At 69.7% G+C, this 16152-nt stretch carries 15 protein-coding genes; 6 read left to right on the top strand and 9 right to left on the bottom strand.

Features of this window, described 5'->3' with window-relative positions:
* Window positions 1-83: 83 nt before the first annotated feature.
* Window positions 84-1025: a VOC family protein gene (locus tag AB0M51_RS32240; protein WP_344192668.1), complete on the top strand. Its 942-nt coding sequence runs from the start codon at window positions 84-86 to the stop codon at window positions 1023-1025.
* Window positions 1026-1080: 55 nt separating this feature from the next.
* Here the strand turns inward: AB0M51_RS32240 and AB0M51_RS32235 are convergent, their stop codons facing one another.
* On the bottom strand, window positions 1081-1311 hold the full coding sequence (locus tag AB0M51_RS32235; RefSeq protein ID WP_209693265.1) for a DUF4287 domain-containing protein: 231 nt from the start codon (window positions 1309-1311) through the stop codon (window positions 1081-1083).
* A gap of 115 nt (window positions 1312-1426) precedes the next feature.
* Window positions 1427-2467: an SGNH/GDSL hydrolase family protein gene (locus AB0M51_RS32230; RefSeq protein ID WP_344192671.1), complete on the bottom strand. Its 1041-nt coding sequence runs from the start codon at window positions 2465-2467 to the stop codon at window positions 1427-1429.
* A 77-nt stretch (window positions 2468-2544) separates the two neighbouring features.
* Here AB0M51_RS32230 and AB0M51_RS32225 point away from each other — a divergent pair, with 77 nt between their 5' ends.
* Window positions 2545-3918, top strand: coding sequence for a cystathionine beta-synthase (locus tag AB0M51_RS32225; RefSeq protein WP_344192673.1), 1374 nt, complete (start codon window positions 2545-2547; stop codon window positions 3916-3918).
* Window positions 3919-4369: 451 nt separating this feature from the next.
* Here AB0M51_RS32225 and AB0M51_RS32220 read toward each other — a convergent pair whose 3' ends face one another.
* The 3 genes from AB0M51_RS32220 to AB0M51_RS32210 all read right to left on the bottom strand — a co-directional run bounded on the left by AB0M51_RS32220 (window position 4370) and on the right by AB0M51_RS32210 (window position 7940).
* Window positions 4370-5821 (bottom strand): NAD(P)/FAD-dependent oxidoreductase, encoded by a 1452-nt coding sequence (locus AB0M51_RS32220; protein WP_344192676.1) that lies wholly within the window; start codon window positions 5819-5821, stop codon window positions 4370-4372.
* Between the two features lie 149 nt (window positions 5822-5970).
* Entirely contained in the window at window positions 5971-7197 is a 1227-nt protein-coding gene (locus AB0M51_RS32215) for a lactate racemase domain-containing protein (RefSeq protein ID WP_344192678.1), read from the bottom strand.
* Window positions 7194-7940 (bottom strand): hypothetical protein, encoded by a 747-nt coding sequence (locus tag AB0M51_RS32210; protein WP_344192680.1) that lies wholly within the window; start codon window positions 7938-7940, stop codon window positions 7194-7196. Before AB0M51_RS32210 ends, AB0M51_RS32215 begins: the two co-directional genes overlap by 4 nt.
* 18 nt (window positions 7941-7958) lie before the next feature.
* Between AB0M51_RS32210 and AB0M51_RS32205 the strand changes: the two genes are divergently transcribed.
* Both AB0M51_RS32205 and AB0M51_RS32200 read left to right on the top strand, forming a co-directional pair.
* Complete coding sequence (locus AB0M51_RS32205; protein WP_344192682.1) at window positions 7959-8438, top strand: NUDIX domain-containing protein; 480 nt, start codon at window positions 7959-7961, stop codon at window positions 8436-8438.
* Between the two features lie 73 nt (window positions 8439-8511).
* Window positions 8512-9345 (top strand): AAC(3) family N-acetyltransferase, encoded by an 834-nt coding sequence (locus AB0M51_RS32200; protein WP_344192684.1) that lies wholly within the window; start codon window positions 8512-8514, stop codon window positions 9343-9345.
* On the opposite strand, the gene AB0M51_RS32195 is transcribed toward AB0M51_RS32200, so the two are convergent.
* The 3 genes from AB0M51_RS32195 to AB0M51_RS32185 form a co-directional block, all read right to left on the bottom strand.
* Window positions 9342-10364: an NADPH:quinone reductase gene (locus tag AB0M51_RS32195; protein WP_344192686.1), complete on the bottom strand. Its 1023-nt coding sequence runs from the start codon at window positions 10362-10364 to the stop codon at window positions 9342-9344. The genes AB0M51_RS32200 and AB0M51_RS32195 overlap by 4 nt on opposite strands.
* A gap of 10 nt (window positions 10365-10374) precedes the next feature.
* Window positions 10375-10863, bottom strand: a complete 489-nt coding sequence (locus AB0M51_RS32190) for a GNAT family N-acetyltransferase (protein WP_344192688.1) — start codon at window positions 10861-10863, stop codon at window positions 10375-10377.
* Window positions 10864-10947: 84 nt separating this feature from the next.
* A complete protein-coding gene (locus AB0M51_RS32185; RefSeq protein WP_344192690.1) occupies window positions 10948-12684 on the bottom strand; it encodes a hypothetical protein in 1737 nt (578 codons plus the stop codon).
* A gap of 191 nt (window positions 12685-12875) precedes the next feature.
* Between AB0M51_RS32185 and AB0M51_RS32180 the strand changes: the two genes are divergently transcribed.
* Together AB0M51_RS32180 and AB0M51_RS32175 are read left to right on the top strand one after the other, a co-directional pair.
* Entirely contained in the window at window positions 12876-13397 is a 522-nt protein-coding gene (locus AB0M51_RS32180) for a DinB family protein (RefSeq protein WP_344192692.1), read from the top strand.
* 337 nt (window positions 13398-13734) lie between these two features.
* A complete protein-coding gene (locus AB0M51_RS32175) occupies window positions 13735-15552 on the top strand; it encodes a heparinase II/III family protein (protein WP_344192694.1) in 1818 nt (605 codons plus the stop codon).
* Here the strand turns inward: AB0M51_RS32175 and AB0M51_RS32170 are convergent.
* Window positions 15537-16133 carry an AAA family ATPase gene (locus tag AB0M51_RS32170; protein WP_344192696.1) on the bottom strand — a complete coding sequence of 199 codons (597 nt, stop codon included), beginning with the start codon at window positions 16131-16133 and terminating at the stop codon, window positions 15537-15539. The two genes, AB0M51_RS32175 and AB0M51_RS32170, sit on opposite strands and share 16 nt — an antisense overlap.
* Window positions 16134-16152: the final 19 nt, after the last annotated feature.

The raw sequence follows: 16152 nt of genomic DNA, 5'->3' as shown, positions 1-16152 counted from the left end.
ATCCGGGGGGCTGAGGAACAGTGACGACGCGGCGCTCCCCGTTCCGGACACGGATCGTCCGGTTCCGGTTCTACGGTGGTCGCATGCAGACCGTCTGGTACGACGCTCCCTCGCACACAGCCGGCGCTGCCCTGGCCGCGACCGTCACCGCCGACGTCGACGTACGGGCGACCGGCGTACTGGTGCGCGCCGACGACCTGACCGCGGTCGCGGCGGCCGCCGGCAAGCTGGGGCTGACCGAGAGCACCGCGCGAACGCTTTCCGTCTCGATCGCAGCGGCCGACCCGCCCGCGATCCAGGCCTTCTGGGACGAGGTGGTCGGCGCCCCGATCTTCCCGGTACGGCGCCTCGACGAGCCGCGGCCGCTCCGGAACCGGATCCACGTCGACGTGGTCCGCCCGTACGACGAAGCACTGCGCGCCCGCGGGGACCGCGAACCGACCGGCCCGTTCGGGGTGATGCTGGCCGACGACGAAGGCAACGAGGTCGACCTGGTCCCGGGTCAGCTCGTTCCCGGGACGACCGATTGGTACGCGTTGTTCAGCCCGATGGTCCACTACCCGAAGGCGCCGACCCGGTTCACCACCGCGGTCGCCGAGCTGGCCGACGCCGCGGGCATTCCCTTGCAGCTCGACGTACGGACCGAAGGTCTCACGATCGCGGGCCGGAAGGACGCGTGGGAGACCGATCCGGGGTTCGTCGTACTCGCCCGGCGGATCGAGGCGGCGGCCAAGGAGCTCGGGCTGCGGCCGGATCCGGCGCCGTTGCGGTTCGTGCAGTTCGGCATCGACGCTTCGGACGTCCCGGCGGTACGGGCGTTCTGGGCCGGGTTCCTCGGGTACGAGTTCGACACCAGGCCGGGCGTCACCGACATCTACGATCCGCGCGACCTGAACCCGGTGCTGATCTTCCAGCAACTCCGGGAACCCCGGCCGCAGCGGAACCGGATCCGGTTCGAGCTGACCGGCCGGAATCCCTTGCCGGCAACGGATCCGGAGGGCAACGAGATCCTCGCCGGAACGTGAAAGACCTGCCCCTCCACCTGAAAGGGCAGGTCTTCGAGAGATTCTCCTTTGCGGCTCAGCTCATTCGCCGGTGCGCCTTGACCAGGTCGAACTCGTGGACGATGGCGGTCGCGTGCCCATGCGCAAGTGCGTACTCGCTGGAGAGCCATCGAACTCTGTCGTCGAAGCGCAGGAACGACGGTCCGTCGTTCATCAGCTGGAACCACTCGGTCATAGCGCGTCCGGTGCATCTGGGCACGGCCTCCACCAAACGCTGATGCGTCTCCTCGGAGTGGTTCAAGCCCATCTTCGCCTCCCGTCATCGGGGTACCGCGTAGTTATCGACTGTGCACCACCTGGCCGCCCGGAGGCAAGACTCCCGCCATGAAAGTCGCCGCTCAGCGGACGCACAACCTCAACAACTATTGGCAGACGGGCACGGTTTCCGGATTTTCCGCGGGACTTTCCGCACCGGTTTCCTCGACCCGCTCGACCTCGGCCTTGGGGTGCCGGCGGCGGTGCCGCAGCGCTGCCCAGCGGCCGCGCGGACCCCGCTCCCGGCCGGCCACCTCGGTGGCGGCGACCTCGGTGCCGGCCAGCTTGGCGGCCTGGACGGCGGCCTGCGCGACCGGCAGGATCGCCTCGCCGCGGAACGGCTCCGGGTGCACGAACGACTCCGGCCCGACCCCCATCGCGGCCGCCACCGACGGCAGCAGTGCGGCCGACGCGGCGGCGTACCCGGTGGCGGACGGGTGGAAGTTGTCCCGGCCCCACATCGACGGGTCGGTCCGGAACACCTCGCCGAGCAGCGAGCCCAGCGACACGGACCGGCCGCCGGCCTCGACGACCGCGATCGTCTGGGCAGCCGCGAGCCGGTGGCTCCAGGACCGGGCGACCCAGCGCAGCGGCGGCACGATCGGCGGGACCACGCCCAGGTCCGGGCAGGTGCCCACCACGACCTCGCAGTTCGCGGCGCGCAGCCGGCGGACGGCGGCCGACAGTTGCCGGACAGACGTCGACGGCGGCATCTTGGCCTTCACGTCGTTCGCCCCGATCAGGATCACCGCGACGTGCGGCCCGGACAGCAGCGCGGTGTCCACCTGCGCGGCCAGCTCGGTCGACTTCGCCCCGGTCTTCGACACGTCGACGAGCCGCACCGGTCGCTCGGCCAGATCGGCCAGCCCGGAGGCGATCAGCACCCCGGGGGTCTCGTCGGGCGAGTCGGTGCCGTAGCCCGCGGCACTCGAGTCGCCGATCATGGCGAAGGTGATCGGATGTCCTGGATACCGGCCGTACAGGCCGTTGCCCGGAGTCGGGTAGTAGCGCATCGGTCCGATCACGCGCTTCGCGTACTCGGCCTCAGCGGTGAGTACGCCGTACAGCGTGGCACCGATGAGTCCGAGACCCCCACCCCCGAAGGCTGCGGCCTGGGCCAGCTTCTTGGCTGCCCCAGCTTTGCTCATGTCACAAGGATTACACGCTGTTATGACGACGCAAGTGAAAATAGGGCGAAGCGTCGCGTATCACTACAGTAAAGATCGTGCGCTACGCAGAATCACTCCTGGACCTCGTCGGCAACACCCCGCTGGTGAGGCTGACCAAGACCACCGACGGGGCCAAGCCCCTCGTCCTGGCGAAGGTTGAGTACTTCAACCCCGGCGGCTCGGTGAAGGACCGGATCGCGGTCCGGATGATCGAGGCCGCGGAGGCCTCCGGCGAGCTGAAGCCCGGCGGCACGATCGTCGAGCCGACCTCCGGCAACACCGGCGTCGGGCTCGCGATGGTCGCCCAGCAGAAGGGCTACAAGTGCGTCTTCGTCTGCCCGGACAAGGTCAGTGAGGACAAGCGCAACGTGCTCAAGGCGTACGGCGCCGAGGTCGTGGTCTGCCCGACCGCGGTGGCACCGGAGCACCCCGACTCGTACTACAACGTGTCGGACCGGCTGGTCCGCGAGATCGAGGGCGCCTGGAAGCCGAACCAGTACGCGAACCAGAACAACCCGCGCTCGCACTACGAGACCACCGGTCCCGAGCTGTGGGAGCAGACCGACGGCAAGATCACGCACTTCGTCGCGGGCGTCGGCACCGGCGGCACGATCAGCGGCACCGGCAAGTACCTCAAGGAGGTCTCCGACGGCCGCGTCCAGATCATCGGCGCCGACCCGGAGGGTTCGGTGTACTCCGGCGGTACCGGTCGGCCGTACCTGGTCGAGGGCGTCGGCGAGGACTTCTGGCCGGAGACCTACGACCGGGAGATCTGCGACCGTGTCATCGAGGTGTCCGACGCGGACTCGTTCGCGCTCACCCGGCGGCTGGCCCGCGAGGAGGCGATGCTGGTCGGCGGTTCGGCCGGGATGGCGGCCGCCGCGGCGATCCGGCTCGCGCACGAGCTCGACGACCCGGACGCGGTGATCGTCGTACTGCTGCCGGACGGCGGCCGCGGCTACCTGACGAAGGTGTTCAACGACGACTGGCTGGCGCAGTACGGGTTCCTCGCGCACGCCAAGCAGGGGACTACGCTCGGTGACGTGCTGGCCGGCAAGGACGGCAGCCTGCCGCCGCTGGTGCACACCCACCCGCACGAGACGATCGCCGAAGCGGTCGCGATCCTCCGGGAGTACGGCGTCTCGCAGATGCCGGTCGTCCGGGCCGAGCCGCCGGTGATGGCGGCCGAGGTGGCCGGCGCGGTGTCGGAGCGGACGCTGATGGACGCGCTGTACTCCGGCAAGGCGCGGCTCGCCGATATCGTCGAGCAGCACATGGACCCGGCACTGCCGTCCCTGGGCGCCGGCGAACCGGTCACCAAGGCGGTCGAGCTGCTCGAGGGTCGGGACGCCCTGATGGTGCTGGACGACGGCAAGCCGGTGGGCGTGCTGACCCGGCAGGACCTACTGGTCCATCTGTCCGTCGACTAGTTAACGGTCTACGACTGACGGGATGATGGCGATCAGTGCGGTGATCACGATGCCGATCACCACGACCGCCGCCCCTGCGATCTGAAGAATGTCCATGCCTCAAGAGTCCTGCACCGGAGGCGCCCGGACATCGGTCCCCGGATCGGTCTTCCGCTCATCCCTTGGTCGTACACCGCCCCACCCGGACTCCTACTACAGGAGTCCGGGTTATCACCTAATGGACCACGAACGGACACCGCTTCGCGGCGGCTGACTTGTTGGCCGCCTCCGGCGGCGTGCTACCGCCGCCGGAGTGGGCGAGTCCCGTAAGCCGGGCAGGCTGTTGCCGCGGTCGCCGGAGAGCAGGTCGTTCGGCCGTGACGAGGGCTTGGAATGCGTGTTGCCAGAGCGGCTCCGGGCAACGGCGTCGTCAGGCGGTGGGTTCGGGATCTACACGGCCGCAGCTGATTGGTTAGTGGACGACCGCGAAGTCGGTCGGGTCGAGGCGGCGGGTGCGGTGCCAGTAGGTGAAGGTCCACTCGGGCCAGATGGTGGAGTTGCGGCCGGAGCTGTCGAGGTACCAGCTGGTGCAGCCTGAGTGCCACACCGTGGTGTCGAGTTCGCGTTGGACGTCGGTGACGAAGTGGTCCTGGACGTCCTCGCGGACCTCGACGTACGTCGCGTTGCGGCGGCGGAGGAGGTGCAGAGCCTGCATCACGTAGCGGACCTGGGCCTCGATCATGAAGACCATCGAGGAGTGGCCGAGGAGGGTGTTCGGGCCGACCAGCAGGAACAGGTTCGGGTAGCCGGCGACCGTGATGCCGAGATGGGCGCCGATGCCGTTGCGCTTCCAGTGGTCGGCGAGGTCGACGCCGTCCTTGCCGAGGATCGGCATCCGGGTGAGGTTCGCCGAGACGTCGAAGCCGGTGCCGAGCACGATCGTGTCGCAGGACCGCTCGGTGCCGTCCGCGGTGACCACGCCGGTCGGGGTGATCCGCGCGATCGGGGTGCTGACCACGCTGACGTTCGGCCGGGCGAGCGCCGGGTAGTAGTCGTTCGAGATCAGGATCCGCTTGCAGCCGATCTGGTAGTCGGGGGTCAGCTTGGCCCGCAGTTCGGGATCGGTGACCTGCTTGTGCAGGTGCCGCTTCGCCTGGATCTCAAGGCCTTTCATCAGTTTCGGGTTCCCCGCGAAGCCGGCGCCGCGGCCTTCGAGTCCCCAGTAGATGGCGTTCCGGATCGTCCGTTGCGCGGCCGGGAAGCGCTCGTGCAGCTTGCGTTCCCACGGGCCGATCGCGCGGTCCGGCCTGGGCGTCACCCACGGCGCGGTCCGCTGGTACACGTCCAGCTGCGCCACCTGCGGGGCGATCCGCGGTACGAACTGGATCGCCGACGCACCGGTCCCGATCACCGCGACGTTCCGCCCGCGCAGGTCCTGGTCGTGGTCCCACCGCGCCGAGTGGAACGTCGTACCGTCGAAGGAGTCGAGGCCCGGGATGTCCGGCAGCTTCGGCCGGTGCAGGCTGCCGACGCCGGCCACCAGGGCCTGGGTCTCGATCGTCTCGGCGCCGTTGACAGTGACGGTCCAGCGCCCGTCGGCCTCGTCGAAGACGGCCTCGGTCACCTCGGCCCCGTACCGGATCTTGTCCGCGATGCCGTACTTGTCCGCGCAGTGCCGCAGGTAGGCGAGGATCTCGTCCCAGGGCGCGAACATCCGGGTCCAGCGCGGGTTCTGCTCGAACGAGAACGAGTAGAGGTACGACGGGATGTCGCAGGCGCAGCCGGGATACGTGTTGTCCCGCCAGGTGCCGCCGAGGTCGTCGGCCTTCTCCAGGATGACGAAGTCTTCGCAGCCCGCCTGCTTGAGCTTGATCCCCATGCACAACCCGGCAAATCCGGACCCGACGATCACGACCTCAGCCATAGCAGCCGAGGTTACCGGCGCGTCCGCCCGCGGCGGAAGAGATCCACGGACCTGCGCCACTCATCAACCTGTTCTGGAGCGGGGTGGGTGAGCGTGGTCCGGCGCCGCCTGAGCGTCATCGGACGGGTTGATGAGTGTCTCGCGTCCGCCTACGCCTTGAGCCGGTAGAGGGTCTCGCCCGCGTTCGGGACCACGAACGTGTCGGGGTCGTTCTCCCAGGCGGTGAGATCGACGGTCGCGGGGTCGAGGTAGCCGAGGTTCGCGTCGCGTACGACGTCCTCGGGGATGCCGGTCGCGAGCGTGACCTGGACGCGGAGGTGCTCGCCGTTCACCGGGTCCCAGGTGCCGGAGCCCCGCAGGTGGGTCGAGTGCGCGAGGACGCCCCAGTGCAGGTCGCGGAACTTCTCCCACTGGCCGAGGAAGTAGTCGCGGCAGTGGTATCCGATCTGCTCGATCTCCGGGTGCATCGCGGCCAGCTGGGTGACGTGCGGCGCGTAGAGGATCACCTCGCCGCCGTCCGCGACCACCGGTTCGAGCTTGTAGAACCCCTTCGCCGCGGTCCAGATGTCGGCGTACTTCGGCGGCATCACCGAGACCACCCGGCGCACCGGATGGTCCAGGTAGCGGACGTGGGTCTGCGCCGAGATCTCCGCCGCGGCGCGCCAGGAGGACTGCGTGTCGCCGAACGCGATCGCGTGCAGCGAGTCGGTGCCGGACCGGGCGACCACGGAGAGCGCGAGCTTCTCGGCCGGGATCAGCGCGGCGGCTTCGTCGATCAGCGCCCGGACCGGGGTGATCCCCGGCGTACCGATGATGTTCGCGCTGGTGATCAGCGCACCCAGCCAGTGCGAGAAGTCGATCACCTCCTGGCCGGCGACGCCCGGGAAGAAGTACTTGTTGCCGCCGGAGAACCCGACCACCTCGTGCGGGAACACCGGCCCGACGACGAGCGCCACGTCGTGCTCGACGACCGCCCGGTTCAGCCGGACCGGGACCTCGTCGCGGAGCATCTCGCCGGAGATCTCGCCGACCCGGTCGGGGCTGATCGTGCCGAGGTCCGCGAACGTGTCCGGCTTCCACCACTCGTGGTTGATCACGTTCGGGTAGTCGTCGCCGAGGTGCTCGCGGAGCTGCTCCGGGGTCATCTCCGCATGGGTGCCGAGGGCAACCAAGATCGTGACCTGGCTGCCTTTCAGGGCCTGGGTGACCGCCTTCAGCAGCAGCGGGAGCGGGCAGCTCCGGGTCGCGTCCGGAACGATCACACAGACGCTCTTCCCCTCCAGCCCTGCACCGGCCAGGGCGTCGCCGATGAACGCCGTCACCTCGTCCTCGGTCAGGACCTGACCCGCACCACCGATCACCGCCGCATTGGTCACACCTCGACCTTACCTACCGCCCGGCCGGACCGGGACCACTGCACTCCTGCGATCACGGCGTACGCGACGCCGCCCAGGGGGACCGCCCAGAAACGGAAGAACGGGAGCTGGCCGGTGAGCGCGGTCGCGGCGAACACCACGCCGTACGTCGCGACGCCCGCGACCGTCCCGCGCCGCCGGGAGGCGAGCGCCGTGCTCGGCAGCGGACCCATGTGCCGGTCGAGCGCCGTGCCGAACGCGCTCAGGCCGACGAGCGACGTGACGATGATCAGGACCCCGCCGGGCAGGCCGCCGAGGACGATCGCGGCGGCGTTCAGGAACGTGATCAGCGCGAACGCGATCGCCAGGTCCAGCGCCCCGAACACGAGGTGTGACCGGTGCCGGCGCCTGAGGTCGACGTCGCCGGCCGTACGGAGCGGGCCGGGGTCGCCGGAGAGACGCCGTACGGTCAGGATCAGGCCGGTCACGAGCGTGACGAGCAGCAGTGCGCCGAGGACCGACAGTGTGACGGAGCGCGTCGTCGACATGTACTGGTGGACGACGCCGTCGTCGGACACGCAACTCGCGGACGGCGGGAACCAGCCGGTCCGCGGTACGGCGTTCATCGCGCCGATCGTGCGCGCGCAGTCCTCGCCGGGGTCGTACCAGTTCGGCTGGGACAGCGTGACCGCCGTCGCCCACACCAGCCCTCCGATCAGCCCCAGCCCCAGCAGAGATCCCGCCCGCCGCCGTACAAGTTCCACAGCTCTACCCTCTCATCCGTGGATCCTTACCTTGCCCAGCTCCGCCGCGACGTGGGTTCCCGGTTGCTGTTGCTGCCCGGCGCGCAGGTGCTGGCGATCGACGCCGGCGACCGGATCCTCTTCCAGCGGAGCCGTGACACCGGGTTGTGGGAGCTCCCCGCCGGCGGTGCGGAACCCGGCGACAGTTTCCGCGGTACGGCGGCCCGCGAGTTCGCGGAGGAGACCGGGCTGGTGGTGTCCGAGGAGGACCTGGTGCCGTTCGCGAGCGTGTCGCGCGCCGACGTCCACACCCTCACCTACCCGAACGGCGACAGGGTCCAGTGCTTCGCCCTCTGCTTCGAAACCCGCACCTGGACCGGCACCCTCCGCCCGGCGGCCGACGAAGTACTCGAGTCCGGCTTCTTCGTCTCGCCGCCGGGCCCGCTCCACCCACCCACCGAACTGGTCCTCTGCCTGCACACCGCCTACCAGCGAACCGGCCTGTTCCAGGCTCACTGAAGGCGCTCGGGTGCCGTCCCAGCACCCGACCGTTGCCGTTGGCAAGTAGGGGAAAGAGTGGGATATTACTGGGATGCACGTGACCTTGGCGGATCTGTCCGACGGGCTCCGGCGGCTTGGGTTGAGCAAGGCGTCCGAGGTGATCGTGCACTCGTCGTTGAGTTCCTTCGGGTACGTCGACGGCGGTGCGGAGGCGGTGTGTACGGCGCTCACCGAGGTGTGCGGGACCGTGCTGATGCCGGCCGGGACCTGGGACCTCACCGGGTTGCCGGCGCCGCCGGGGATGGTGCGGCCGCGGAACGCCTTCTGGAACGCGGAGAGCTGGCCGGAGTTCGACGAGAAGTTGTCTCAGGCAACCAGCTTCCGGACGGACCTTCCGGTCGACCGCTGGCTCGGGCGGATCCCGGAGACGTTCCGCCGGACGCGCTCCCCGTTGCGCAGCGAGCACCCGCTGTTCTCGTACCAGGCCGAAGGGCCCGCGGCCGAACGCGTCCTGGCGGCCCAGCGCCCGGACTGGCCGCTCGGCCCGATCGAGGCGCTCGACGGCGACGTCCTGCTGCTCGGCGTCACGCACACCTCGAACACCACGATCCACCTCGCCGAGCAGTACCTCGGCCGCTCCCGGTTCTACCGGTACGCGAAGTCCGCCGACGGCCTGTGGGTCGAGTACCCGAACATCCCCGGCGCCAGCCACATGTTCGACGCCCTCGAGCCGGTACTGCGTTCCGCGACCAAGGAAGTCCGCATCGGCCAGAGCCGCGTCCGCCGGATCCCCAAGCAAGCCGTCCTCGGCGCGACCCGCGACCTGATCGAGTCCGACCCGACCGCCCTGCTCTGCACCGACGACCCCACCTGCCGCTGCGCCGCCGCACTCCAGCAACGCCTGGCAGCCTGGGAGGTGCTCTAGCTGACGTCGATCAGCACTTTGCCGACGATGCTGTTCTCGACCGCGGCGTGCGCCTCGGCGGCCTCCGCGAGCGTGTAGTGGAGCAGCGGAATCCCGGCCTCCGGCCCGACCCGGATCGCCCCGGCCGCGACCGCCGCCGCGACATCGCCGAGCGCGCGCGGCCGCCACGAGTCCGGCGCCGTGTACAAAAGCACGAACTGCCACCGCGCGTTCGGCACCATCGACGCCCGCACCGGGAGTTCCATCGTCTCTCCGCCGTCGGTCGCGTACACCGCCACCGACCCGTGCGTCGCGACCACCGCGGCGTCGATCGCCGCGTTCGCTGCCGGTGACACCTCGACGATCGTGTCGACCCCGCCCGGCGCGATCGCCCGTACCTCGGACACCACGTCCTGCTGCCGGTAGTCGATGACGTGGTCCGCGCCCGCCAGCGCCGCGAGGTTGCCCTTCTCCGGGCTGCTCACGGTCGTGATCACGGTCGCGTCCGACCAGCGCGCCAGCTGGATCGCCGCGTTGCCCACCGCGCCCGCACCGCCGGCGACCAGCACGGTCCGCCCGGCCAGCTTGCCCGGCCCGAGGTGCACCGGCCCGTCCTCGGTGACGGTCAGGCACCGGTGCGCGGTCAGGAACGGTACGCCGAGGGCGGCGCCCAGGTCGTACGACGCGTCGTCGGGCAGCGGCACCACATGCCGCACCGGCACCACGGAGTACTCCTGCGCCGTACCGCCCGAAGGTCGTTGGTACGCCGCCTCCCAGAGCCACACGCGCTGCCCGCGGAGCCCCGCGTCCACGCCCTGCCCGACGGCGTCGACGACGCCGGACCCGTCCTGGTTCGGCACCTGCGCCGGGTGCACCGGCGTACCGGGCTCGCTTCCGCGGCGCGTCTTCCAGTCGGTCGGGTTGACGCCCGACCGGTGGATCCGCACCCGCACCTCTCCCGGCGCCGGCTCGGGCATCGGCCTGTCCACCAGGGTCAGGACATCGGGCTCACCGGTCACGGAGTACTCGACAGCTCGCACCCCACCGACGCTACCTCAGCCGCTTGGTGAACATCAGGGTCGCGGCGTCGTCGTTCCGTACCAACTCCATCGGCGGCACCTGCCGACCGTCGTAGATCAGCCCGCGCCCGTCCGGCAGGTACCCGCGGCGGACGTACATCCGCTGCGCCTGCCCGTAGTCGGGGTACAGCCCGACGCCGATCCCCACCACGTCCGACCGCTCGGCGACCAATGCCTCAGCGGCATCCATCAGCGCCGACCCGATGCCCCGGCGGCGGAGCCTGGGCAGCACGTTGAAGTCCTGGATCTCGGGGAGGTCCCCGAAGTACGGCGACTCCCACCGCACGGTGACGTACCCGGCGTACTCGCCGTCGACCGTGGCCACCAGGACGTCTCGCACTCCGTCACGCTGCTCGACCAGGTAGCGCTCGTACTGCGCCACCGGTTTGTCCCAGCCGAGCTCCGCCATCGCCCCGGCGATGATTTCCGGGTCGTCGTCCCGCAGCGGTCGAATGTCCATGTCCGCCAGCGTGCTGGAGGGCGGGTCGGCGGGCAAGCGGATTGCCGCCGGAGGGCGCCGTGGAGGGCGCCCTCCGGCGTGCGGTCACGGGGTCGGGTCCGGGTAGCTGCCGCCGAGGATGTCGGTGTTGCCGAAGGTCGCCGGGCAACTGCCCAGGACATTCGGTGCGGCCGCCGGGGTGGCGGTGTAGAGCGACGCCCGATAGCTGTTGATCGCCGGGCACACGCCCGCGGCGTGGGAGTCGTTCCAGACCGCGACCGCCGAGTCGTTCGTCGCCGCGGCGTACACGTAGTCGCCGAGGAACTCCGACGTGAGGCTGTTCGCGCTACTACCGCGCGGGTCGCCGCCCGGTGTCCGTTCGAGCGTCGTCCACCCGGACGGTACGCCGTTCACGACGTTCGCGTGCCGTACCTCCCCGACGAGAGCGCGTGGGTCCGTCGTGTTGTCCCGGTACGGCGTGGTGAACGAGTTGTGCACGACGTACAGGTCCGTTCCGTCCGGAGACACCGCCGGCGCCGTGTAGACCGGACGATCGCCCGCCTTGAGCGGGATCGGCGCCGGGGTGGACCAGGAGGTGCCACCGTTCCGCGACGAGGTCAGCATCAACTGCTCGTGGTTCAGGCCTGCCCTGCCGTCGGACCAGGTCATGAAGATCTCGTTGGTCGCTCCTGCGCCGCTGGGGCGTCCGTTCGCGATGTCGACGTTCGGTCCGCCGGCCAGGTCGACGCGGGCGCCTGCGATCCCGTCCATCACGGGGCGACCCTGGACCGGGTCGAGCACGCCGGGCTCGACCACCGGGGCGACCGCGGTCGGGCCGGTGAAGTGCGCGCCGCCGTCGGTCGACTTGTACATCAACTGCAGACTGGCACCGCTGCGGACGCCGACGCCGAACACGTACACGTTGCCCGTGCTGTCGGTGCGTACGACGCATCCGTCGGGCTGCTGGCTCATGCCGTTGCTGGTGGCCGGGCCGACCTGGCTCGTGGTCCAGGTGCGACCGCCGTCGGCCGAGCGTCCGACCATGAGCGGCACCGGGAATGCTCGGCCGTGGCTGTTGCTGCGGAAGCTGGCCCAGCACGCGTACACATGCCCGAAGAACCGGCTGCTCGCCGCGTTGTCGGCGTACACCTGCTCCTTGTCGGAGAAGGTCGTCGACGACTGCCTCGAGATGATCACCGGCGCGGTCCAGGCGGACGCGTCGTTCGCCGCGGCCGCGTGCACGTCGTCGGTCGTCGACACCGCGATCGCCTCGAATCCGCGGAACGTCTCCAGTTGCCGTACGGCGGAGAAGTTCGCCGTGAGGTTCGCGTAGTACAACCGGGAGCCGTTGGCCCAGGAGAACTTGCCGTCCGGTCCGGGCCGCGGGCCGAACGCGACGGCCGGGTCGCCGTCCGAGACGAGGCCCGCCTCGTAGTAGCGCGGCAGGGTGCCGATCTTGCCCACCTGCGGGGTGCACACGGCCGGGCCGAGGCAGTTGCGCGCGGTCCAGCCGGTGTACGTCGGCTGTGTCCAGCTGTTGCCGCTGTCGAACGAGAAATAGACACCGGACACGCCGACCCCCGGGGTGAAGGGGCAGGTGCTCGGGTCTCCGGCGGCGCACGACTCCATGTCGATCTCGTCGTTCACACCGGCGACGACGACCGACGGATCATGCGCGTCGATCGCCACCGCGGGCTCGTTCTGCTTGTTCTGCGAGAACGGCGTCGGCGGGCTTCCGACGGTCACCTCGACGGCCTGGTTCGCGTAGGCGGCGACCGCGGCGCCGGACAGTGCGGCTGCGAAGGCAGCGACGGAAGCGATGACGAGGCGTGGTCTGCCCATGATCCCCTCCCAGGACGACCATCGGCCGGGACCGTCTCCCGGCCAGGATGGGCGTTTCGACCTTGCGCCTGTGGACGGTGCCGCACAACACCTCGGCACTGTGCGTGACGGTCCGCGACACCGGTAGTACGCCTCGTATTTCCGGGTGTAGCGGTCAAAAACTGACCGCTATCCCCGGTTAGGGTCATGGCATGACGACGAACGAGCAGACCCTGACCCCGGAGCGCGCCGACCTCCTGGACCTTCTCGCGACCCGGCGGCAGTTCCTGCGGCACACGGCGCAGGGGCTGACCGACGAGCAGGCGAGCACCCGCAGCACCAAGAGCGAACTGACGGTCGGCGGGCTGATCAAGCACGTCATGACCGTCGAGCAGCACTGGGCCGAGTTCGCCCAGGGCAAGGGGCAGACGGCGCCGGTCGAGTTCACGCCCGAGGTGATCGCGGAGTGGCAGAAGCAGTTCCGCTTCGTCGAGGGGGAGACGCTGGCCGACGTTCTCGCGGCGTACGAGAAGGTTGCCGCGGCCACCGAGGAACTGGTCCGCACCCTCGATCTCGATGCCAAGTACGAGTTGCAGGCCGCGCCGTGGCAGCCGCCGGGCGTGTTCTGGTCCGTTCGGATGGCGTTCCTGCACATCGCCTCCGAGACCGCCCAGCACGCCGGCCACGCGGACATCATCCGGGAGACGATCGACGGCCAGAAGACGATGGGCTGACCCGCTCGCAACATTCGGTCGCAACATTCGGTCGGCTGATCGCATCGAGGTTGGTAAGGGGAGAACCAAACCTCGGTGAGCTGACCGCCCCCACGGAACTCCGTGAGTCGCCGATGGTCCGGCACGCCGCGACGCGGCGTGCCAGTCCGCTCAGGAGACCGTCCGTCGGCTTCCGGGGACGGTGGGGGAGAGGTACAACTTCATGCGATTCAGGGGAACGGCCGTTCTGGCCGTGGGAGTCGCTGTTCTGCTGCTGGGGGCAGGAACGGCAGAAGGAGAAACGAGAGCGTCGCGGGACAACCCCGGCATCCGGATCGTTCCGGGGCCGGAGGAGCCGGTGGACGCTCAGTTCGTCGCCGGTGCGAGCAACGTCGTACCGGCGACCGCACCGGCGGCGACCGACATCGGGACGGCCAGGATGCAGGCCGCGGTGGCGCCCTACTACGCGTGCCCGGGGTTCAGCGGGCTGGAGGCAACGAACCCGTTGGCGAACCTGTACGCCGACAAGTTCGCGTGGGGACCGTATGCGGCGTACAAGGTCGGCAACGGCGGCGGGAACATCAACTGGTCGCTGAATCCGTACAAGAACGCGAGCTGGTACATGTGGTTCCACTCGCTCCGTTGGCTCGGCCAAGGAATCATCGCCGCGGGCAAAGGTGATCTGACCGCGCTGACCCGGGTGAACACGATCGCGTACGACTGGTACCGCGACAACCCGTACTCGTGGAAGGCGAACGTCGGCGCGTGGGAGTCCACGATGCACCGGACCAACGTGCTGATCTGCCTGCGCCAGGCGGTCCTGTCCGGGCTGCAGGTCACGACGCTGCCGGCCAAGTACACCTGGATCGACAGCGCGCTGCTGAGCCACGCCCGCTTCCTGACGAACTACTGGAGCGGCGCCTGGAACCACGGCACCGACGAGAGCATCGCCCTCTTCGGCGTCGGCTGCACACTCGGCCGGACGGACTACAAGAACCTCGCCCAACAACGCCTCGGGGCGGGGATCACCACCTCGATCGACGCCCAAGGGTCGACCAACGAACAGTCGACCGGGTACGCCGCCTTCAACTACTCGCTCTGGGGCCGTGCGATCGCGGTCCTGCAGAACTGCGGCGTCAGCCCCGGTACGACGATCGCGACGCGCCGTGAACTGCTCGCGAAATGGTTGACGCTGGCAACGAACTCGCTCGGCAAGCTGCATCAGCTCGGGGACACCGAGGTCCAGGCGACGTACCCGTGGACGGGGACGCCGATGGAGTACGCCGGGTCGCTCGGGACCCGCGGTACGGTGCCGCCGTGGCGGGTCGGGGTCTACTCGGCCGGGTACGTGTTCGGGCGGACGGGCTGGGGGACCGATCCGGCGCGCGGGTTCACGGGCGAATCGGCGTACAGCATCAGGTTCGGGCCGGCGCGGGCGTTCCACGGGCACTTCGACCACACGAGCATCACGTACACAGCCCGCGGGCGGGACATCGTCGTCGACGGCGGATACGCGGCGTACAACGCCGGGGCGTACCGGACCTGGGCCGTCAGCCCGGCGGCGCACAGCGTGATGACGACGCCGCTGTCGGCGTACCCGAATCCGGTGACCCGGCTGACCGCCTCGTCGGTGAAGGCCAACGCGGAGTCCTACGTGTTCACCGACGTGCCGGGGAGCGGGATCAGCCGCGCGCGTTCGGTCCTCGTACTGAAGGACCCGGACCTGCTCGTCGTGTGGGACCGGGCGTCGGCACGGACCGCGCAGGCGTTCCAGACCTTGTGGCACCTGCCGCCGGACCAGCGCGCGACGGTCTACTCGCGGACGACCGCGGTGGCCATGGCACCGGGGGACACGACGCGGACGGTTCTGTTCCAGGTGCCGTTCAAGCAGGCGCTGCCGGCCGGAGCGACCCTGGTCAAGCAGGCGCAGACCAACCCGATCCAGGGCTGGTACTACCCGACCAGCTACGACCGCCGTTCCGCCCCCACGGTGATGCTGGCCCGGTCAGGCAGGTCCGCGTCGATCCTGTCGTTCGTCGTACCGGTCCGGGCCTCCGGCGGGGTCACCTACTCGGTCCGGCAGTCCGGTACGACATTCATCGTCAACCTGAACGTGGGTGGTCAGAAGACCGCGATCGCCATCTCCGGCGGTGGTTCGCTCTACCGCGCCGGCTGACGCGAGGCGCGGAGCTCGGCGAAGGCCGTCGGCGGCCCGTCGTCCAGCCGGGCCCCGACGGCCGCGGCACACTCCGCGGGTGACAGTTCCTCCGAGTTCACTTCCACGTCGTACACGCCGTGGTCGTGGACGAGGGGGAACTGCAGCGCGGCCCGGCCGATCGTGCGGTTGCCGCGTTCGCGTTCGCGGCGTTCGAGCTCCGCGAGCGAACAGCGGACGCCGACGAACAGGACGGGCAGGTCCTCGAACACGGTCAGGCAGTCGTCGAGCCGCCAGCGCTCGCCGAGGATGTGGTCGACGACCACGTTGTTGCCGGCCGACGCCATACCCGCGACGGCCCGGTGGAAGCCCAGCACGGTCCGCTGGAAGATCGGCAGGAATTCCTCCTCGGTCCAGTCCCACCGGTTCCGGATGTGGTGGAAGTGGTCGATCTTCAGGAGGTACCACGCGCCGTCGAGCGTGTTCATCAACTGCTCGGCGATGGTGGACTTCCCGGAGCTCGACGTCCCGTTCAGGAGGATCACCCGTCCGGGTCCGGCGGGCGTGGTCTCGGTCAGCTCATGCGTTGCGGTGATCGGCACCGCCCCATCATCGCGGGTT

The sequence above is a fragment of the Kribbella sp. NPDC051137 genome (assembly GCF_040682535.1).
Lineage (GTDB): Bacteria > Actinomycetota > Actinomycetes > Propionibacteriales > Kribbellaceae > Kribbella > Kribbella karoonensis.
The sequence above is the reverse complement of the archived record's forward strand: the minus strand, read 5'-3'. Positions and strand labels throughout refer to the sequence as shown.